Consider the following 19,652-nt stretch of genomic DNA (forward strand, 5'->3'; position numbering starts at 1 on the left):
ACCTTACTTCGGCCGCTTGGCGCCGTATTTCGAACGGCGCTGGCGGCGATCCTTGACACCCTGGGTGTCCAGCGTGCCACGGATGATGTGGTAGCGAACGCCCGGAAGGTCCTTCACGCGGCCGCCGCGGATCATCACCACCGAGTGCTCCTGGAGGTTATGCCCCTCGCCAGGAATGTAGCTGGTGACTTCGAAGCCGTTGGTCAGGCGCACGCGTGCGACCTTTCGAAGAGCCGAGTTCGGCTTCTTCGGCGTCGTGGTGTAAACGCGGGTGCAAACACCGCGCTTCTGCGGGCAGGCTTCCAGAGCCGGCACCTTGTTGCGCGCAACCTCAGGTTTGCGCGGCTTACGGATCAACTGATTGATCGTTGGCATTAGCTTTCCCATGCGCCCGGTTTTCGAGACAAAGCACCGCATAGGCCAAAGGCTCGGCCATGCGGATGCTAAAGTGCCGTCGAAAACAGCTTGCCTAAAATTTCAATACCGTGTTCGCCAGAGGCTGCGTCTAGACCGCAATGGGCCTACCACCAGCCCCCCGAAAGGTTGGCGCAATATATTGATGCGCCTATGCCCCGTCAAGCACGTTAAACCCTGGAAACCTTACTTTTCAGCGCGGTTCCAAGGATACGCCGCAGCGGGAGTCGCGGGCATTTAAAATTCCCCGCCGCGGCGCATCTTGTAACAAAATTACCCTGAGTTCCGTCAGGCGACGGAGCTCTCCTCCTCCGCCGAGGCCGACTCGGCCCCACTGGCCAGGGCCGCCCGCTCGCGCGCATCCAGCAATTCCCGGTCGCGATCGGCAGCCACCCGCTTCAGGCGGTTCACGATCGAACCGGTACCGGCCGGAATGAGGCGGCCGACGATGACGTTCTCCTTCAGGCCGATCAGGCGATCTTCCTTGCCGTGGGTCGCCGCCTCGGTCAGCACCCGGGTGGTCTCCTGGAAGGAGGCCGCCGAAATGAACGAGCGGGTCTGCAGGCTGGCCTTGGTGATGCCCTGGAGCACCGGGCGGGCCATCGCCGGCTTGCCGCCGTCGGCAATCACCTTGTTGTTGACCGCCTCGAACTCGTCACGGTCGACCTGCTCGCCGACCAGGAAGGTCGACTCGCCGCCGTCGTGGATCTCGACCTTCTGCAGCATCTGGCGGACGATCACCTCGATATGCTTATCGTTGATCTTCACGCCCTGCAGTCGGTAGACGCTCTGGATCTCGTCGATCAGGTAGTCGGCCAGGGCTTCCACGCCAAGCACCTCGAGAATGTCGTGCGGTACCGGATTACCGTCCAGCAGCATATCGCCGACTTCCACGAAGTCGCCTTCCTGGACGGAGATGTGCTTGCCCTTCGGGATCAGGTATTCGCGCGGCTCCTGGTCCTCGGCCTCCGGCACCACCACGATGCGGCGCTTGGTCTTGTAGTCCTTGCCGAATTCGACCCGGCCGGCGATCTCGCTGATGATCGCGTAGTCCTTCGGCTTGCGGGCCTCGAAGAGCTCGGCCACCCGCGGCAGACCGCCGGTGATGTCGCGCGTCTTGGAGGATTCCCGCGGGATACGGGCCAGCACGTCGCCGGCACGCACCTTGGCGCCGTTGTCGACCGAGAGGATCGCGTCGACCGACATGAAGTAGCGGGCCTCCATGCCGTTGGCCAGGGTGATGATCTCGCCCTTCTCGTCGCGCAGGGTGATGCGCGGCTTCAGGTCGTTGCCGCGGGGCTGCTGCTTCCAGTCGATGACCACGCGGTTGGAGATGCCGGTGGTCTCGTCCATCACCTCGCGCATCGAGGTGCCCTCGATGAGATCGACGTAATTAGCGACACCCTCACGCTCGGTGATGATCGGAATGGTGTAGGGATCCCACTCGGCCAGCTTGTCGCCGATCTTGACCTCTGCCCCGTCGTCGACCAGCAGCTTGGCACCGTAAGGCACCCGGTAGCGGGCCCGGTCGCGCCCCTTCTCGTCCAGCAGGACGACTTCCAGGTTGCGGCCCATGACCACCGGCACGCCGTCGGAGTTCATGACGATGTTGCGGTTGGAGATCTTGATCTTTGCTTCGGAGCCGGCCTCGACCGAGGACTGCTCGGCACCACGCTGAGCGGCACCGCCGATGTGGAAGGTGCGCATGGTCAGCTGGGTGCCCGGCTCGCCGATCGACTGGGCAGCGATGACGCCGACAGCCTCGCCGACGTTCACCTTGGTGCCGCGGGCCAGGTCACGGCCGTAGCAGGCGCCGCACATGCCGCCCACCGATTCGCACATCAGCGCGGAGCGGATGAAGATTGAGTCGATGCCGGCACGCTCGATGCTGTCGATCTTATCTTCCGCGATCAACTGGCCGCGCTTGAGGATCACGTCGCCGGTCAGCGGATCGACGATGTCCTCCTGCACCGTGCGGCCCAGCACGCGCTCGCCCAGCGAGGCGATGACCTCGCCGCCATCGACCACCGCGCTGACCTTCAGGCCCTTCTCGGTGCCGCAGTCGTCCTCGATGATGATGGCGTCCTGCGCCACGTCGACAAGGCGGCGGGTCAGGTAGCCCGAGTTGGCGGTCTTCAGGGCGGTGTCGGCCAGGCCCTTGCGGGCGCCGTGGGTGGAGTTGAAGTACTCCAGCACGGTGAGGCCTTCCTTGAAGTTCGAGATGATCGGCGTCTCGATGATCTCGCCCGACGGCTTGGCCATCAGGCCGCGCATGCCGGCGAGCTGCTTGATCTGGGCGGCCGAGCCACGGGCGCCGGAGTCAGCCATCATGAAGACAGCGTTGACGTTGCGTCCGCGCGGACCGGAGATCACCTTCATCATCTCGTCGGCGACGCGATCGGTACACTGCGACCACACGTCGACCACCTTGTTGTACTTCTCGCCCTGCGTGATCAGGCCGTCGAGGTACTGCTGCTCGAACTCCTTCACCTTGGCCTGCGCCTCTTCCACCAGACCCTGCTTGGCCGCCGGAATCATGAGGTCGTCCTTGCCGAAGGAGATGCCCGCCTTGCACGCATAGCCGAAGCCCAGCGCCATGATGCGGTCGCAGAAGATCACCGTGTCCTTCTGACCGCAGTGGCGGTAGACGATGTCGATCAGCTCGGTGATTTCCTTCTTGGTCAGCACCTTGTTGAGCAGGCTGAACGGCACCTTCGGATGACGCGGCAGCACCTCCGACAGCATCATGCGGCCGGGGGTGGTGTCGACCACCAGGCGGATCGGCTTGTTGTCGGCGTCAACGGTGTGATAGCGCGCCTTGACCTTGGCGTGCAGGCTCACCGCGCCGCTCGCCAGCGCGTGCTCGATCTCGCCCAGGTCGCCGAACAGCATGCCCTCGCCCTTCTCCCCCTCGGCTTCCATCGAGAGGTAGTAGATGCCGAGGACGATGTCCTGCGACGGCACGATGATGGGCTTGCCGTTGGCGGGCGAGAGGATGTTGTTGGTCGACATCATCAGCACGCGGGCTTCCAGCTGGGCTTCCAGCGACAGCGGCACGTGAACCGCCATCTGGTCGCCGTCGAAGTCGGCGTTGAAGGCGGTGCAGACCAGCGGGTGCAACTGGATCGCCTTACCCTCGATCAGCACCGGCTCAAAAGCCTGGATGCCGAGGCGGTGCAGGGTCGGCGCGCGGTTCAGCAGCACCGGATGCTCGCGGATCACCTCTTCCAGGATGTCCCACACCTCGGGACGCTCCTTCTCCACCATGCGCTTGGCCGCCTTGATGGTGGAAGCCATGTTGTAGAGTTCGAGCTTAGAGTAGATGAACGGCTTGAACAGCTCGAGCGCCATCTTCTTCGGCAGGCCGCACTGGTGCAGCTTCAGCTCAGGCCCGACCACGATGACCGAACGGCCGGAGTAGTCGACGCGCTTGCCCAGCAGGTTCTGACGGAAGCGGCCCTGTTTGCCCTTCAGCATGTCGCTGAGCGACTTCAGCGGACGCTTGTTGGCGCCGGTGATGACGCGGCCACGGCGGCCGTTGTCGAACAGCGCGTCGACGGCCTCCTGCAGCATGCGCTTCTCGTTGCGCACGATGATGTCCGGCGCGCGCAGCTCGATGAGGCGCTTCAGTCGGTTGTTGCGATTGATGACGCGGCGGTAGAGATCGTTCAGGTCGGAGGTCGCGAAGCGGCCACCGTCGAGAGGAACGAGCGGCCGCAGTTCGGGCGGAATCACCGGCACGACGTCGAGGATCATCCACTCCGGACGGGCGCCGGACTCCATGAAGGCCTCGATCAGCTTCAGACGCTTGACCAGCTTCTTGCGCTTGGCCTCGGAACCGGTCTCGCGCAGCTCGTCGCGCACCTCGACCCGCTCCTCCTCGAGATCGAGCGAGGCCAGCATCTTCTTCATCGCCTCGGCGCCGATCATCGCCTCGAAGGAGTCTTCGCCGTACTCCTCCTGGGCGGTGAGGAATTCCTCCTCGGTCAGCAGCTGGTGCATCTTCAGCGGCGTGAGACCCGGCTCGACCACCACGAAGTACTCGAAATAGAGCACCCGCTCGAGATCCTTCAGGGTCATGTCGAGCAGCAGGCCGATGCGGCTCGGCAGCGACTTCAGGAACCAGATGTGCGCCACCGGGCTGGCCAGTTCGATGTGGCCCATGCGCTCGCGGCGCACCTTCGACAGGGTCACCTCGACGCCGCACTTCTCGCAGATGATGCCGCGATATTTCATGCGCTTGTACTTGCCGCAGAGGCACTCGTAGTCCTTGATCGGACCAAAGATGCGCGCACAGAACAGGCCGTCGCGCTCCGGCTTGAAGGTCCGGTAGTTGATGGTCTCCGGCTTCTTGATCTCGCCGTATGACCAGGACCGGATACGCTCGGGGCTGGCGATGGAAATGCGGATCTCATCGAAGCTCTGAGGACCGGTCGGCTGGCCGAAAATGTTCATCAACTCTGACATCGGTTTCTCCCGATTAGGATTCAGATGGAGCAGCAGGCGTAGGCAGCGGCGGCCCCGGACGCTTCCGGGGCTCCCGCGCTTCTACGATGTCTGCTTCAAGTCCACGTTGAGGCCGAGCGAACGGAGTTCCTTCACCAGAACGTTGAAGGATTCCGGAATGCCGGCTTCGAAGTTATCGTCGCCCTTCACGATGGCCTCATAGACCTTGGTGCGGCCAGAGACGTCGTCCGACTTCACCGTCAGCATTTCCTGCAGGGTGTAGGCGGCGCCGTAAGCCTCCAGGGCCCAGACCTCCATCTCGCCGAAGCGCTGGCCACCGAACTGCGCCTTGCCGCCCAGCGGCTGCTGGGTAACCAGGCTGTAGGGGCCGATGGAACGGGCGTGGATCTTGTCGTCGACCAAGTGGTGCAGCTTCAGCATGTAGATGTAGCCCACCGTCACCTGGCGGTCGAAGATCTCGCCGGAGCGGCCGTCGATGAGCGTCACCTGGCCCGACCGATTGAGGCCGGCCTGCTGCAGCATGTCGGAGATGTCCTCCTCGCGCGCGCCGTCGAAGACCGGCGTGGCGATCGGCAAGCCGCGGCGCAGGTTGTTGCTCAGCACCTTCACTTCGTCGTCGTCGAGGTCGGCCACGTCATCCTTGAAGGCTTTGTCGCCGTAGACCTCCTTCAGCTTCTTCTTCAGGGGCTCCAGCTTGGCGCCGCGCTCGACCTCATCGAGCATCTGGCCGATCTGAGTGCCCAGGCCCGCACAGGCCCAGCCCAGGTGGGTTTCCAGAATCTGACCGACGTTCATGCGGCTCGGCACGCCCAGCGGATTCAGCACGATGTCGACCGACACGCCGTCCTCGGTGTAGGGCATGTCCTCGATCGGCACGATCTTGGAGATGACGCCCTTGTTGCCGTGCCGGCCGGCCATCTTGTCGCCCGGCTGCAGCTTGCGCTTCACCGCGACGAAGACCTTGGCCATCTTCATGACGCCCGGCGGCAGCTCGTCACCGCGCTGCAGCTTGTCGACCTTGTTCTCGAAGCGCTTGTTGAGCTCGTCGATGGAGCCCTCGAACTGCTTGTTGAGGGCTTCCAGGTCGAGCTGGCGCTTGTCGGCCTTGATGGCGATCTGGCGCCACTGGCCCGGGGTGAAGTCGCTCAGCACCTTCTCGGTGATCTTGGTGCCGGCCTTCAGGCCCTTGGGGCCGGAGACCGCGGTCTGGTTGAGCACCAGGTCCCTGAGGCGGCCATAGTAGCTGCGCTCCAGGATCATGCGCTCGTCGTCGCGGTCCTTGGCCAGGCGTTCGATCTCCGCCCGCTCGATGGCCAGGGCACGCTCGTCCTTGTCGACGCCGCGGCGCGAGAACACGCGCACGTCGACGACGGTGCCCGTGACGCCCGGCGGCACGCGCAGCGAGGTGTCGCGTACGTCGGAGGCCTTCTCGCCGAAGATGGCACGCAGCAGCTTCTCCTCCGGAGTCATCGGGGATTCGCCCTTCGGCGTCACCTTGCCGACCAGGATATCGCCCGGATTGACCTCGGCGCCGATGTAGACCATGCCCGCCTCGTCGAGGTTGCGCAGCGCGTCCTCGCCGACGTTCGGGATGTCACGGGTGATCTCCTCCTGGCCCAGCTTGGTATCGCGGGCCATGACCTCGAATTCCTCGATGTGGATCGAGGTGAAGACGTCATCGCGCACGATGCGCTCGGAGATCAGGATCGAGTCCTCGAAGTTGTAGCCCTGCCACGGCATGAAGGCGACCAGCACGTTGCGGCCCAGCGCCAACTCGCCCAGGTTGGTCGAGGGGCCGTCGGCGATGATGTCGCCGGCCGCCACCACGTCACCCACTTTCACCAGCGGACGCTGGTTGATGCAGGTGTTCTGGTTCGAGCGCTGGAACTTCAGCAGGTTGTAGATGTCGACCGCCTGCTCACCGTGTGAGGTCTCCTCGGTGACGCGAATCACGATGCGTGTGGCGTCGACCTGGTCGACCACGCCGGCGCGGCGAGCGCCGATGGCGACACCCGAGTCTCGCGCCACCGTGCCTTCCATGCCGGTGCCGACCAGCGGTGCCTCGGACTGCAGCAGCGGCACCGCCTGGCGCTGCATGTTGGAGCCCATCAGCGCGCGGTTGGCGTCGTCGTTCTCCAGGAAGGGAATCAGCGCCGCGGCCACGGAGACCAGCTGCTTGGGCGACACGTCGATGAAGTCGATGGAATCCTTCATCGCCATGATGTACTCGCCGCCCTGACGGCAGGAGATCAGGTCGTCCACGAACTTGCCGTTCTTGTCGATCTCGGCATTGGCCTGGGCGATGGTGTAGCGTCCCTCTTCCATGGCGGAGAGGTAGCGCACCTCGTCGGTCACCTTGGCGTTCTCGACCTTGCGGTAGGGGCTCTCGATGAAGCCGTACTGGTTGACCCGCGCATAGGTGGCCAGCGAGTTGATCAGACCGATGTTCGGGCCTTCCGGCGTCTCGATCGGGCAGATGCGGCCGTAGTGCGTCGGGTGCACGTCGCGCACCTCGAAGCCGGCGCGCTCGCGGGTCAGACCGCCCGGCCCGAGGGCCGAGAGGCGCCGCTTGTGGGTGATCTCCGACAGCGGGTTGGTCTGGTCCATGAACTGCGAGAGCTGCGAGGAACCGAAGAACTCGCGCACCGCCGCAGCCGCCGGCTTGGCGTTGATCAGGTCATGCGGCATGACCGAGTCGATCTCGACGGAGGACATACGCTCCTTGATCGCACGCTCCATGCGCAGCAGGCCCAGGCGGTACTGGTTCTCCATCAGCTCGCCGACCGAGCGCACCCGGCGGTTGCCGAGGTGGTCGATGTCGTCAATCTCGCCGCGGCCATCCTTCAAATCCACCAGGATCTTCAGGATCTCCAGCATGTCTTCCTTGCGCAGCGTACGCACCTGGTCGTCGGTCTCGAAGCCGAGACGCGCGTTCATCTTCACGCGGCCGACCGCGGAGAGGTCGTAGCGCTCGGAATCGAAGAACAGGCCGTTGAACATCGCCTCGGCCGTCTCCAGCGTCGGCGGCTCGCCCGGGCGCATGACGCGGTAGATGTCGATCAGCGCTTCCTCGCGGCTGGTGTTCTTGTCCACCGCCAGGGTATTGCGGATGTAGGCGCCGACGTTGATGTGGTCGATGGCGAGCACCGAGAGTTCCTTGGCGCCGGCCTCGACCAGGGTCTTCAGCAGCGCCTCGGTCAGCTCGTCGCCGGCCTCGGCGATGACCTCACCGGTCTCCTCGTTGATGAAGTCGGAGGAGATGTAGCTGCCGACCAGCTGCTCGTCGGTGACGAAGATGTTCTTCAGGCCGCCGTCGACCAGCTTCTTGGCCAGGCGCGGGGTGATCTTGGCGCCGGCCTCGGCAACCGCCTCGCCGGTCTTGGCGTCGATCAGGTCTTCGGCCAGCTTCACCGCACGCATGCGCTCGGTATCGAACGGGGTTGCCCAACCCTTGCCGGAACGCTTGTAGACGACGCGCTTGTAGAAGAAGTCGAGGACGTCTTCCGGCGTCATGCCCTGAGCCTCGTGCGGCTCCAGGGCCTTGCCTTCCTTGGCACGCTCGGCGCGCAGCTTCTCGGTCTCGGCGGAATCGAGCGCCAGCAGCAGCGTCGTCGCCGGCAGCTTGCGGCGGCGGTCGATGCGCACGTAGACGAGGTCCTTGGCGTCGAATTCGAAGTCGAGCCAGGAGCCGCGATAGGGAATGACGCGGGCGGCGAAGAGATACTTGCCCGAGGAATGCGTCTTGCCGCGGTCATGGTCGAAGAACACGCCCGGGCTGCGATGCATCTGCGAGACGATCACGCGCTCGGTACCGTTGATCACGAAGGTGCCGTGGCGCGTCATCAGGGGCATGTCGCCCATGTAGACGTCCTGCTCCTTGATGTCGCGGATCGAACGCGCGCCGGTGTCCTCGTCGACGTCCCACACCACCAGGCGCAGGGTCACCTTCAGCGGCGCGGCGAAGGTCATGCCGCGCTGCTGGCACTCTTCAACGTCGTACTTCGGCTCTTCCAGCTCGTAGCGCACGAACTGCAACTCCGCCCGCTCCGAGAAGTCGCGGATCGGGAAGACGGAGGTAAAGACCTCCTGCAGGCCCGTGTTGCTCCGCTGCGAAACGGGAATGCCCAACTGAAGAAACTGGTCGTAAGAGGTCTTCTGGACCTCGATCAGATTGGGCATTTTCGCCACTTCGGCAATCTTGCCGAAGTTCTTGCGGATGCGCTTGCGAGCAATCAGGGAATTCGCCATGTCTCGTCGTGTCCTCGTTCACGTCGCTGGGGCGAACGGTGCGGCCTTCAGCCTCGGCCCCAGGAGGGCCTGCCGTCGTTCGTCCTTTGCACCGGGCCCCCAGCCTTGGCCCGGCAACGGAGATCTCGTTTTTTCGGCCCGATCTCCAAGGCCCCCTGTCAAACCTGCGTCTTTACTGCGCCGTCGAACCCGAGCCAGCCGACCGCCTGCCGGCGGCTTCAGATCGCGGAGACGCAGATAGCCGGCGCGGCAGGCGCCCCTTCGGGCGCCCGCCGGCCGGTACCACACTGCATTTGCAGACGTTCAAGCTACTTGAGCTCGACCGTCGCACCAGCCTCTTCGAGCTTCTTCTTGAGCTCTGCGGCCTCGTCCTTGCCAACGCCTTCCTTGACCGGCTTCGGCGCACCTTCGACCAGATCCTTCGCCTCTTTGAGGCCCAGGCCGGTAATGGCGCGGACTTCCTTGATGACGTTGATCTTCTTTTCGCCGGCAGCCGTCAGGATGACGTCGAACTCAGTCTGCTCAGCAGCAGCCGCGCCGCCATCGGCCGGAGCCGCGGCAGCTGCCACGGCAACCGGGGCCGCCGCGGAGACGCCCCAGGTTTCTTCCAGCTTCTTGGCCAGCTCGGCGGCCTCAATCACGGTGAGCTTGGACAGCTCATCAACCAACTTATCCAGATCAGCCATTTCTAACTTCCTTCTAGGCTTGAACTCTCGTCAATGACGAGGCTTACGCGGCCTCTCCCTGAGAGCCATAAGCACTGAAAACACGCGCCAGCTGAGCCGCCGGGGCCTGCACCACACCCGCCACCTTGGTGGCCGGGGCCTGCAGAACACCGATCAGCTTGCCGCGCAACTGGTCGAGCGACGGCAGAGTGGCCAGCGCCTGGATCGCCTGCGCGTCCAGCTTGGTCTCTCCCATCGCACCACCCACGATGATCAGCTTCTCGTTGCCCTTGGCAAACGATACGCAGACCTTCGCGGCCGCCACCGGATCCGCCGAGACGGCAACCGCCGTCGGTCCGGTGAACAGCTCTTTCAGCGCCTCGAACTTGGTACCCTCGAGGGCAAGACGCGTGAGCCGATTCTTCGTCACCTTGTAGCTGGCACCAGCGTCGCGCATCTTCCGCCGCAGGTCAGAAACCTCCGCCACCGTCATACCCGACTGCTGGGTCACGATGACAAGGTTCGTCTCTGCGAAAGTCTGATGCAAACTGGCGACCAGCTCTTCCTTTTGAGATCGGTCCACGAGTCACTTCCGCTCTAGTTGGCCAGCCCGCCCCCAGGCAACTCTTCCCTGGGACGAACCGTCCGGTTTTAACGAGGACCACAGGCAAACGGCCGGTGGTCCGGCTCGCCTGTCCCGGAAGTTCAAGCCTCGCGGCACCCGCGCGGGGCGGACACCTTGAAACCCGTTGCTCCCGTCTATGCAGGCCCTTAGGAGGCTTAAACCGGGCGGACCCGGCACCTGCAGTCTCGGACAGGTCGGACGGCGATTTTCACCGCCGCCCTTCCCGGCCGCGCCCCTCGCGGGAAAGCGGCCGAAAAACCCTTGGTAGACAGCCGCGGCCTTTAGCCGTGGATGCTGCCCACCTCGACGCGCACGCCCGGCCCCATCGTGGAGGACAGGGAAATGCGCTTGATATACGTACCCTTCGCGCCGCTCGGCTTGGCGCGCGAGATGGCATCGACAAAGGCGCGGATGTTCTCCACCAGCGCATCCTCGCCGAAGCTCGTCTTGCCGACGCCGGCATGGACGATGCCCGCCTTCTCGACGCGGAACTCCACCTGGCCGCCCTTGACCGCCTTGATGGCGCCGGCGACGTCGGTGGTCACCGTGCCAAGCTTCGGGTTCGGCATCAGGCCGCGCGGGCCCAGCACCTTACCGAGGCGGCCAACCACCGGCATCATGTCCGGGGTGGCGATGCAGCGGTCGAAGTTCATCTCGCCGGCCTGGATCTTCTCCGCCAAGTCTTCGGCGCCGACCAGGTCGGCACCGGCCTTCTGGGCCTCCTCGGCCTTCGCGCCCTTGGCGAAGACAGCCACGCGCACCGACTTGCCGGTACCGTTCGGCAGCGAAACCACGCCGCGCACGTTCTGGTCGGCGTGACGCGGGTCGACGCCCAGGTTCATGGCGATCTCGACGGTCTCGTCGAACTTCACGCCGGCGGCGGCCTTGATCTTCTTGACCGCTTCGACCAGCTCGTAGACGGCCTTGCGATCGACGTTCTCGTAGGCGGCCTTCAGCCGCTTGCTCTGCGATCCCATGGCTTTACTCCGTGACCTCGATGCCCATCGAGCGCGCCGAGCCCATGATGATCTTGGCGGCGGCATCGATATCGTTGGCGTTCAGGTCCTTCATCTTCGCTTCAGCGATCTCGCGAACCTGATCCATGGTGACCTTGCCGACCTTGTCGCGGTTCGGCACTTTGGACCCCTTGGCCACCTTGGCGGCCTTGCGGAGGTACCAGCTGGCCGGCGGCGTCTTGGTCTCGAAAGAGAAGGAACGATCCGAATAGGCGGTGATGATCACCGGCGTCGGGGTTCCCTGCTCCATGTTCTGCGTGGCCGCGTTGAAGGCCTTGCAGAACTCCATGATGTTGAGGCCACGAGCACCAAGCGCGGGACCCACCGGCGGCGAAGGATTCGCCTGCCCGGCCGGGATCTCCAGCTTGACGTAGCCGTTGATCTTCTTTGCCACTCTCTATTCCCTTTCCGTATATAGGGTTTGCGGTACGGCGCCACCAGTGGACTTGGCGATGGCGGTCGCCTCCCGCAGCACCGGGCCCCAACGGCCCGGACTTTGGTAAAATCGTTACAGCTTCTCGACCTGCGAGTACTCCAGTTCGACCGGCGTGGAGCGCCCGAAGATCGACACCGCGACCTTGAGCCGCGCGCGCTCCTCGTCGACTTCCTCGACCAGCCCGTTGAACGAGGTGAAGGGGCCGTCGGCCACCCGCACCTGCTCGCCGATCTCGAACACGATCGAGGGCTTCGGCCGCTCGACCCCTTCCTGCACCTGCTTCAGGATGCGCTCGGCCTCCCTGGCGGAGATCGGGGTCGGCTTGCGGTTGCCCAGGAAGCCCGTCACCTTCGGCGTGTTCTTCACCAGGTGCCAGGTCTCGTCGGTCATTTCCATGCGCAGCAGGACATAGCCGGGGAAGAACTTGCGCTCGGCGGCGACCTTCTGGCCGCGGCGCATCTCGACGACTTCCTCGGTCGGCACCAGGATCTCCTCGAAGAGATCTTCCATGCCTTTCTGCTCGGCCTGCTCGCGAATCGCCTCGGAGACCTTCTTCTCGAAGCCGGAGTAGACGTGCAGCACATACCAATGCATCGCCATGGCCTCAGCCCCCCAGCCCGAGAATCAACTTCACGCCCCAGGACAGGATCAGGTCCACCACCAGGAAGAAAATCGCCGCAAGCGTCACCATGATGAACACCATGATGGTGGTCACCGTGGTCTCCTTCCTGGTCGGAAAGGTCACTTTCTTGACCTCGCCGATCACCTCACGCACGTACTGGGCCGGGTTGATCGTTGCCATCGGGTTGAACTGCTTCCTAACTACGCCTAAACCGCGCCGAAGCGCGGTCGTTGAATTTGCCCGTTTCTGTCCGGCATGCCCGGTACGCCTGCCGGGGTAATGCCGCCTGCCGCCTTAGCTGGCAGGAGTGGAGGGGCTCGAACCCCCAACCCCCGGTTTTGGAGACCGGTGCTCTACCAGTTGAGCTACACTCCTTGACGCCTTCTGGCCTTAACGCTTCCGGCGGCCGGCCGTGCCGCCCAAGTCGGCCCTTCCGCCGGGCCCCGAAGGTTCCCGCGGAAGAGCCGAACCCGGCTTACTTCTGAATGCTGGCGACGACGCCGGCACCGACGGTACGGCCGCCTTCGCGAATGGCGAAGCGCAGGCCCTCGTCCATCGCGATCGGCGCGATCAGCTCGACCGACATCGTCACGTTGTCGCCCGGCATCACCATCTCCGTGCCTTCCGGCAGCGTCACCACGCCCGTCACGTCCGTCGTGCGGAAGTAAAACTGCGGGCGGTAGTTGGTGAAGAACGGCGTGTGACGGCCGCCCTCTTCCTTCGTCAGGATGTAGGCCTCCGCCGTGAAGTTCGTGTGCGGCGTGATCGAGCCCGGCTTGGCCAGAACCTGGCCGCGCTCCACGTCCTCACGTCCCACACCGCGCAGCAGCGCGCCGATGTTGTCGCCCGCCTCGCCCGAATCCAGCAGCTTGCGGAACATCTCAACGCCCGTGCAGGTCGTCTTCTGCGTCGCACGGATGCCGACGATCTCGACTTCGTCGCCCACCTTCACGATGCCGCTCTCAACGCGCCCCGTAACCACCGTGCCGCGGCCCGAGATCGAGAAAACGTCCTCGATCGGCATCAGGAACGGCTTGTCCTTCGGACGGTCCGGCTGCGGGATGTAGCTGTCGACAGCCTCCATCAGGCGCAGGATCGAGTCATGCCCGATGTCCGGCGTCTTGTCTTCCAGCGCCGCCAGCGCAGAGCCCTTCACGATCGGAATGTCGTCGCCCGGGAAGTCGTACGAAGACAGAAGCTCGCGGATCTCCATCTCCACCAGCTCCAGCAGCTCCTCGTCGTCAACCTGGTCAACCTTGTTCATGTAGACAACCAGCGCCGGAACGCCAACCTGGCGCGCCAGCAGAATGTGCTCGCGCGTCTGCGGCATCGGACCGTCGGCCGCCGAAACCACCAGGATCGCGCCGTCCATCTGCGCCGCGCCCGTGATCATGTTCTTCACGTAGTCCGCGTGACCCGGGCAGTCAACGTGCGCGTAGTGCCGGTTCGCCGTCTCGTACTCAACGTGCGCCGTCGAGATCGTGATCCCGCGCGCCCGCTCCTCAGGAGCCTTGTCGATCTGGTCGTAGGCCGAAAACGTCGCACCGCCCGTCTCGGCAAGCACCTTCGTGATCGCCGCCGTCAGCGTCGTCTTGCCATGGTCAACGTGACCAATCGTGCCAACGTTGCAGTGCGGCTTCGTCCGCGCAAACTTTTCCTTCGCCATTACCTATCGTCCCTGTATTCGTCTCAGGCGCGCCAAAATCTCGTGCGTTTCGGCCGTTTTTGGCCCCGGTCCGCCGCCGGATCTCGTCTCTCCGCACCCTGGGCGCGGACCCCGCTCAACTCAACGTTGGAGCGGGTGGCGGGAATCGAACCCGCGTAGCCAGCTTGGAAGGCTGGAGCTCTACCATTGAGCTACACCCGCAACGCTCACCCATCCCGCTGGACCGCGATGTCCAGGCCCCGACCAGCCCCTGATCAGCAGGGAGCGACGATGGTGGAGGGGGTTGGATTCGAACCAACGTAGGCTTAGCCAACGGATTTACAGTCCGTCCCCTTTAGCCACTCGGGCACCCCTCCAGCCGTCGCAACCGGCGGTGCGATGGAGTTGCGAAATATGTTGATTTAATTCAGCCTGTCAACTTCTAAACATGCCGAAAGCGTCCTCTATCCGACCGATTCGCCGTAGCGGCCGGGAGGAACGCGCGTGGAACTCGTTAATTATTGGCGGCATAGTAGGTCTGGCTATGACCAAACGCAAGGATAAGCTCGGCTCCAGGGGCCCCCGCGGCGCCAAGAGCGGCTCCGGCGCGCGCGCCGAAAGGGCCGGCGCGCGGCCCGAGGCCAGCAGGTCGGGCGGCAGGTCCGGTGGCCCTGGTCCGCGCCCGCGCGGCAGCAGCCGGCCGCTCTGGCTGTTCGGGGGCCATGCCGTCCTGGCCGCCCTCGGCAATCCGAATCGCCGGCCCGAACGGCTGATGATGACCGCGGAGGCGGCGCAGACCTGGGGCCAGCAGCTGCGCGACGCCTGCGACCCACGCCACGCCGGCCTCGCCACCCAAACGGTCCAGCGCCGCGACATCGACGCCCTGCTGCCCGAGGGCAGCGTCCACCAAGGCCTCGCCCTCGCCACCGCCCCGCTCCACCAGCCGGCACTGGAAGACATTTTCGGCCGAAATCTCGCCGATTCGGCCCAAACACCGCAGCCCAACCGCCGGGTCGTCGTGCTGCTCGACCAGGTCACCGACCCGCACAACGTCGGCGCGGTGCTGCGCTCGGCCGCAGCCTTCGGAGCGCTGGCCGTGGTCGCCCTCGACAAGGGCGCACCTGAAGAGAGCGGGACCCTCGCCAAGGCGGCTTCGGGCGCCTTCGAGGTGATTCCCTATATAAGTGTGGTCAACCTGGCGCGCGCCCTGGACAGCCTGAAGGAGGCCGGATTCTGGTGCCTGGGCCTGGCCGGCGAAGCCCGGCAAAGCCTGGCCGAGAGCAGCCCCGGCGAGGCCGTCGCCCTGGTGCTGGGCGCCGAGGGCCCCGGCCTCAGGCGGCTGACGCGGGAGCGCTGCGACCTGCTGGTGAAGCTGCCGACCCGCCCGCCGATCGACTCGCTCAACGTCTCCAACGCCGCCGCGGTGGCGCTCTACGAGCTGCTCGGGCGCGCCTGAGCCGTCGTTGGAAATCGCCTGAAACCGGCCTGAAACCGGCCCTACCGGCGCCTGTGCGGCCGCTTGCGGGGCGTGGCCTCAGCTTGCCAGCCTCGCGCGGGGCGTGCTAGCGGTTCAGCACAGTAAGCGCTGCGGGGTCGCCTCGAGCCATTTCCGCTGCGCGGCTCCAACGCGCAGGACACCATGCAAGTCATTGAAACCTTCCTGAAAGAAAACCGCATCGACGAAGTCGAATGCCTGGTTCCCGACATGGCCGGCATCGCCCGCGGCAAGATCCTGCCGGCCCAGAAATTCCTCGATGGCATGCGCAAGAACGGCCTGCGCATCCCCGAGGACGTCTTCGTGCAAACCGTCAACGGCGACTACCCGGAGGACACCGACGACGTCACTTCGGCCTCGACCAAGGACGTCTACCTCATCCCGGACGAGACCACGATCCGCCTGGTGCCCTGGTACGACGAGCCGACGGCGCAGGTGATCTGCGACGCCTACCACTTCGATGCCGGCGAGGTGGAGATCGCCGCGCGCCACATCCTGAAGCGCATCCTCGCGCTCTACGAGGAAGAAGGCTGGCGGCCCATCGTGGCGCCGGAGCTGGAGTTCTTCCTGGTCGACGTGAACACCGATCCGGACTACCCGCTGATCCCGCCGATCGGCCGCTCCGGCCGGCGCGAGACCAGCCGTCAGGCCTATGGCGTCGACGCGGTGAATGAGTTCGATCCGATCTTCGAGGACGTCTACGACTTCTGCGAGGCCCAGGGCATCGACATCGACACCCTGACCCACGAGGGCGGCGCGGCGCAGATGGAGATGAACTTCAACCACGGCGACCCGCTGCTGCTGGCCGACCAGGCCTTCCTGTTCAAGCGCACGGTGCGCGAGGCGGCGATGCGCCACAAGGTTTACGCCACCTTCATGGCCAAGCCGATGCAGGGCGAACCCGGCAGCTCCATGCACATCCACCAGAGCCTTCTGGACCTCAAGTCCGGGCGCAACCTCTTCGCCACCCGCACCGGTAAGGACACAGCATTGTTCCGCAGCCATATCGCGGGCTTGCAGCGCTACCTGCCGACGGTGATGCCGCTGCTGGCGCCCAACGTGAACAGCTACCGCCGGCTGATGCCGAACTACGATGCACCGATCAACACCCACTGGGGCTACGACAACCGTACCGTGGGCCTGCGCGTGCCCTACGCCGAACCCTCGGAGCGCCGCGTGGAGAACCGCCTCGCCGGCGCCGATGCCAACCCCTACCTGGCGATCGCCGCCTCGCTGGCCTGCGGTTACTTGGGCATGAAGGAGAAGCTGAAGCCGCGCCAGCCGATCGAGGGCAGCGCCTATCGCCTGGCCCGCACCCTGCCGCGCACCCTCTACGATGCACTGGAGCGCTTCAACGGCACCCGAGCCCTGAAGCCGATCTTCGGTCCCATCTTCATAGAAGCCGTGACCCTGGTTAAGGGCGCCGAGTTGGACGCCTATCAGCAGGTCATCTCGTCTTGGGAGCGTGAGCATCTTCTGCTAAACGTATAGCCGCCATGACGAACGCCGCGATCAGACTGCCCTACCACCACGCCGCCCTGGGCGGCGTGTCGCGGCGTTCGCGGCATACCGAGCTGCTGCTGAACTGCGCCAGGATCGGCTACAATCCTTAGCGGCGGGAACCGCCCGCAGGCGACGAAACTGCCTGCGGGCCGAAGAGGACGTTTTTTCCTTTTTTCGGTTTCCCAGATCAAGGACAGCTCAGATGACCAGCCTTCCCGCGCAGAAGCAGACCCGCAACTCCACGGCCGCCTGGCGCGCTGCCGACACCGCGCACCACTTGCATCCCTTCACCGACTTCCGCGGCCTCGCCGAAGAGGGCGGCAGCCGCATCATCACCAAGGCAAACGGCGTCTGGCTGGAGGATTCCGAGGGCGAGCGCATCCTCGACGGCATGGCCGGCCTGTGGTGCGTGAACGCCGGCTACGGCCGCGAGCGCCTGGCCAAGGCAGCCTACGACCAGATGCTTGAGCTGCCGTTCTACAACACCTTCTTCAAGACGGCGACGCCGACCTCCATAGAATTGGCCGAGAAGCTCGCCGCGCTCACGCCGGCGGGTCTCGACAAGGTGTTCTTCGCCTCCTCCGGCTCGGAGGCCAACGACACCATCGCCCGCATCGTGCGGCGCTACTGGAAGCTGGCCGGCAAGCCGGCGCGCGTGAACATCATCAGCCGCGTGAACGGCTATCACGGCTCGACCATGGCTTCGGCCAGCCTGGGCGGCATGAAACCGATGCACGATCTCGATGGCCTGCCGCTGCCGGGCTTCCACCACGTGCGCCAGCCTTATTGGTACGGTGAAGGCGCCGGGCTCACGCCGGAGGACTTCGGCAAAGCCGCCGCCAAGGCGATCGAGGACAAGATCCTGGAACTGGGCCCCGACACCGTCGCCGCCTTCATCGGCGAGCCGGTGCAGGGCGCCGGCGGCGTCATCGTCCCGCCGGCCAGCTACTGGCCGGAGGTGCAGCGCATCTGCAAGCAGTACGGCATCCTGCTGATCGCCGACGAAGTGATCTGCGGCTTCGGGCGCACCGGCCAGTGGTTCGGCAGCGACACCTTCGACATCGAGCCGGACCTCATGACGTTGGCCAAGGGCATCACCTCCGGCTACCTGCCGCTGTCGGCCGTCATGGTCGGCAAGCGCGTGGCCGACGTGCTGTGGGAAAAGGGCGGCGAGTTCGCGCACGGCTTCACCTACTCCGGCCACCCGGTGGCCTGCGCGGTGGCGCTGGAGAACATCGCCATCCTGGAAGAGGAAAAACTCGTCGAGCGCGTGCGCGAAGAGGTCGGCCCCTACCTGCAGGAGCGCCTTGCCACCCTGGCCGATCACCCGCTGGTCGGCGAGGTGCGCGGCGTCGGCCTGCTGGGCGCCGTCGAGCTGGTCGCGGACAAGGCGAGCCATGCCCGCTTCAAGCCCGAAGGCCGCGCCGGCACGATCTGCCGCGATTACTGCTTCAAGGGCAACCTGGTCAGCCGCGCGGTGCGAGACACCATGGTGATCTCGCCGCCGCTGATCATCACCAAAGCCGAGATCGACGAGCTGGTCGTCCGCCTGCGCCGGGCGATCGACCTCACCGCCAAGGATCTCGGCGTGAGCTGATCCGAGAAGAAAGGGCGTTTCGATGCGCGAGGTGACCGTCGCCACCACCCAGATGGCCTGCAGCTGGGACCGCGAGGCCAACATCGCCGGGGCCGAGGCGCTGGTGCGCGAGGCCGCCGCTGAAGGCGCGCAGATCGTGCTGATCCAGGAGCTCTTCGAAACGCCCTACTTCTGCTGCGACCAGAAGCAGGAGTACTTCACCCTCGCCGCGCCGGCCGAGGGCAACCCACTTATCGCCCGCATGGCCGAACTGGCCAAGGCGCTGAAGGTCGTGCTGCCGGTCAGCTTCTTCGAGAGCGCCAACAACGCCTACTACAATTCCATCGCCATCGTGGATGCGGACGGCAGCGTGCTGGGCATCTACCGCAAGTCGCACATCCCCGACGGGCCGGGCTACCAGGAAAAGTACTACTTCAATCCCGGCGACACCGGCTTTCGCGTGTGGCAGACGCGCTACGGCACCCTCGGCTGCGGCATCTGCTGGGACCAGTGGTTCCCCGAGTGCGCACGCGCCATGGCGCTGATGGGCGCGGAGATCCTGTTCTACCCGACCGCCATTGGCAACGAGCCGCAGGACGCGACGATCTCCGCTAAGGACCACTGGCAGCGCACCATGCAGGGTCACGCCGCCGCCAACATGGTCCCCCTGGTCTCTTCCAACCGCATCGGCCGGGAAGACGGCACGGCGGCGCAGCTCACCTTCTTCGGCCATTCCTTCATCGCCGACGAACTGGGCGCCAAGGTGGCCGAGGCCAACGGCAGCGACCGCGCCGTGCTGACCGCGACCTTCGACCTCGATGCCATAAAGGCCGCGCGCGCCTCCTGGGGCCTGTTCCGCGACCGCCGCCCGGATCTCTACAGTCCGCTGCTGACGGCGGACGGACGGCAGCGGCCGTAGCAGTTCGATGTGGCTTGACGC

14 protein-coding genes and 3 tRNA genes are annotated in these 19,652 nt (G+C 65.1%); 4 read left to right on the forward strand and 13 right to left on the reverse strand.

Annotated features, from left to right (window positions below):
* Positions 1 to 3: 3 nt before the first annotated feature.
* The 13 genes from rpsL to WDC82_RS09500 form a co-directional block, all read right to left on the reverse strand.
* A complete protein-coding gene (rpsL, locus tag WDC82_RS09440; RefSeq protein WP_193368124.1) occupies positions 4 to 375 on the reverse strand; it encodes a 30S ribosomal protein S12 in 372 nt (123 codons plus the stop codon).
* 327 nt (positions 376 to 702) lie between these two features.
* On the reverse strand, positions 703 to 4,881 hold the full coding sequence (gene rpoC / locus WDC82_RS09445) for a DNA-directed RNA polymerase subunit beta' (protein WP_340117051.1): 4,179 nt from the start codon (positions 4,879 to 4,881) through the stop codon (positions 703 to 705).
* A gap of 81 nt (positions 4,882 to 4,962) precedes the next feature.
* Positions 4,963 to 9,129 (reverse strand): DNA-directed RNA polymerase subunit beta, encoded by a 4,167-nt coding sequence (rpoB, locus tag WDC82_RS09450; RefSeq protein WP_340117052.1) that lies wholly within the window; start codon positions 9,127 to 9,129, stop codon positions 4,963 to 4,965.
* Between the two features lie 308 nt (positions 9,130 to 9,437).
* A complete protein-coding gene (gene rplL, locus WDC82_RS09455; protein WP_340117053.1) occupies positions 9,438 to 9,815 on the reverse strand; it encodes a 50S ribosomal protein L7/L12 in 378 nt (125 codons plus the stop codon).
* 43 nt (positions 9,816 to 9,858) lie between these two features.
* On the reverse strand, positions 9,859 to 10,377 hold the full coding sequence (gene rplJ / locus WDC82_RS09460; protein ID WP_340117054.1) for a 50S ribosomal protein L10: 519 nt from the start codon (positions 10,375 to 10,377) through the stop codon (positions 9,859 to 9,861).
* A gap of 323 nt (positions 10,378 to 10,700) precedes the next feature.
* Positions 10,701 to 11,396: a 50S ribosomal protein L1 gene (gene rplA, locus WDC82_RS09465; protein ID WP_340117055.1), complete on the reverse strand. Its 696-nt coding sequence runs from the start codon at positions 11,394 to 11,396 to the stop codon at positions 10,701 to 10,703.
* Between the two features lie 4 nt (positions 11,397 to 11,400).
* Positions 11,401 to 11,829, reverse strand: coding sequence for a 50S ribosomal protein L11 (gene rplK, locus WDC82_RS09470; RefSeq protein WP_340117056.1), 429 nt, complete (start codon positions 11,827 to 11,829; stop codon positions 11,401 to 11,403).
* Positions 11,830 to 11,943: 114 nt separating this feature from the next.
* Positions 11,944 to 12,471: a transcription termination/antitermination protein NusG gene (nusG, locus tag WDC82_RS09475; RefSeq protein WP_340117057.1), complete on the reverse strand. Its 528-nt coding sequence runs from the start codon at positions 12,469 to 12,471 to the stop codon at positions 11,944 to 11,946.
* 4 nt (positions 12,472 to 12,475) lie between these two features.
* Positions 12,476 to 12,673 carry a preprotein translocase subunit SecE gene (secE, locus tag WDC82_RS09480; RefSeq protein WP_340117058.1) on the reverse strand — a complete coding sequence of 66 codons (198 nt, stop codon included), beginning with the start codon at positions 12,671 to 12,673 and terminating at the stop codon, positions 12,476 to 12,478.
* 119 nt (positions 12,674 to 12,792) lie between these two features.
* A tRNA-Trp gene (locus tag WDC82_RS09485) sits at positions 12,793 to 12,868 on the reverse strand.
* A gap of 100 nt (positions 12,869 to 12,968) precedes the next feature.
* Positions 12,969 to 14,159 carry an elongation factor Tu gene (gene tuf / locus WDC82_RS09490; RefSeq protein ID WP_340117048.1) on the reverse strand — a complete coding sequence of 397 codons (1,191 nt, stop codon included), beginning with the start codon at positions 14,157 to 14,159 and terminating at the stop codon, positions 12,969 to 12,971.
* 127 nt (positions 14,160 to 14,286) lie between these two features.
* Positions 14,287 to 14,360 (reverse strand) — tRNA-Gly (locus WDC82_RS09495).
* Positions 14,361 to 14,430: 70 nt separating this feature from the next.
* A tRNA-Tyr gene (locus WDC82_RS09500) sits at positions 14,431 to 14,515 on the reverse strand.
* Between the two features lie 167 nt (positions 14,516 to 14,682).
* Here WDC82_RS09500 and rlmB point away from each other — a divergent pair.
* The 4 genes from rlmB (at position 14,683) to aguB (ending at position 19,631) form a co-directional block, all read left to right on the forward strand.
* On the forward strand, positions 14,683 to 15,594 hold the full coding sequence (gene rlmB / locus WDC82_RS09505) for a 23S rRNA (guanosine(2251)-2'-O)-methyltransferase RlmB (RefSeq protein WP_340117059.1): 912 nt from the start codon (positions 14,683 to 14,685) through the stop codon (positions 15,592 to 15,594).
* Positions 15,595 to 15,777: 183 nt separating this feature from the next.
* Positions 15,778 to 17,124 (forward strand): glutamine synthetase family protein, encoded by a 1,347-nt coding sequence (locus tag WDC82_RS09510; protein ID WP_340117060.1) that lies wholly within the window; start codon positions 15,778 to 15,780, stop codon positions 17,122 to 17,124.
* Positions 17,125 to 17,338: 214 nt separating this feature from the next.
* Positions 17,339 to 18,733, forward strand: coding sequence for an aspartate aminotransferase family protein (locus tag WDC82_RS09515; protein ID WP_340117061.1), 1,395 nt, complete (start codon positions 17,339 to 17,341; stop codon positions 18,731 to 18,733).
* 22 nt (positions 18,734 to 18,755) lie between these two features.
* Positions 18,756 to 19,631 carry an N-carbamoylputrescine amidase gene (gene aguB, locus WDC82_RS09520; RefSeq protein WP_340117062.1) on the forward strand — a complete coding sequence of 292 codons (876 nt, stop codon included), beginning with the start codon at positions 18,756 to 18,758 and terminating at the stop codon, positions 19,629 to 19,631.
* The last annotated feature ends 21 nt before the right edge of the window (positions 19,632 to 19,652 follow it).

Origin of the sequence: Pelagibius sp. 7325, from assembly GCF_037652055.1 — a bacterium.
GTDB lineage: Bacteria > Pseudomonadota > Alphaproteobacteria > Kiloniellales > Kiloniellaceae > Pelagibius.

Coding starts and splice junctions, on each gene's coding strand:
- rpsL (WP_193368124.1), bottom strand. CDS start 375: ATGCCAACGATCAATCAGTTGATCCGTAAGCCGCGCAAACCTGAGGTT.
- rpoC (WP_340117051.1), bottom strand. CDS start 4,881: ATGTCAGAGTTGATGAACATTTTCGGCCAGCCGACCGGTCCTCAGAGC.
- rpoB (WP_340117052.1), bottom strand. CDS start 9,129: ATGGCGAATTCCCTGATTGCTCGCAAGCGCATCCGCAAGAACTTCGGC.
- rplL (WP_340117053.1), bottom strand. CDS start 9,815: ATGGCTGATCTGGATAAGTTGGTTGATGAGCTGTCCAAGCTCACCGTG.
- rplA (WP_340117055.1), bottom strand. CDS start 11,396: ATGGGATCGCAGAGCAAGCGGCTGAAGGCCGCCTACGAGAACGTCGAT.
- nusG (WP_340117057.1), bottom strand. CDS start 12,471: ATGGCGATGCATTGGTATGTGCTGCACGTCTACTCCGGCTTCGAGAAG.
- secE (WP_340117058.1), bottom strand. CDS start 12,673: ATGGCAACGATCAACCCGGCCCAGTACGTGCGTGAGGTGATCGGCGAG.
- tuf (WP_340117048.1), bottom strand. CDS start 14,159: ATGGCGAAGGAAAAGTTTGCGCGGACGAAGCCGCACTGCAACGTTGGC.
- rlmB (WP_340117059.1), top strand. CDS start 14,683: ATGACCAAACGCAAGGATAAGCTCGGCTCCAGGGGCCCCCGCGGCGCC.
- WDC82_RS09510 (WP_340117060.1), top strand. CDS start 15,778: ATGCAAGTCATTGAAACCTTCCTGAAAGAAAACCGCATCGACGAAGTC.
- WDC82_RS09515 (WP_340117061.1), top strand. CDS start 17,339: ATGACCAGCCTTCCCGCGCAGAAGCAGACCCGCAACTCCACGGCCGCC.
- aguB (WP_340117062.1), top strand. CDS start 18,756: ATGCGCGAGGTGACCGTCGCCACCACCCAGATGGCCTGCAGCTGGGAC.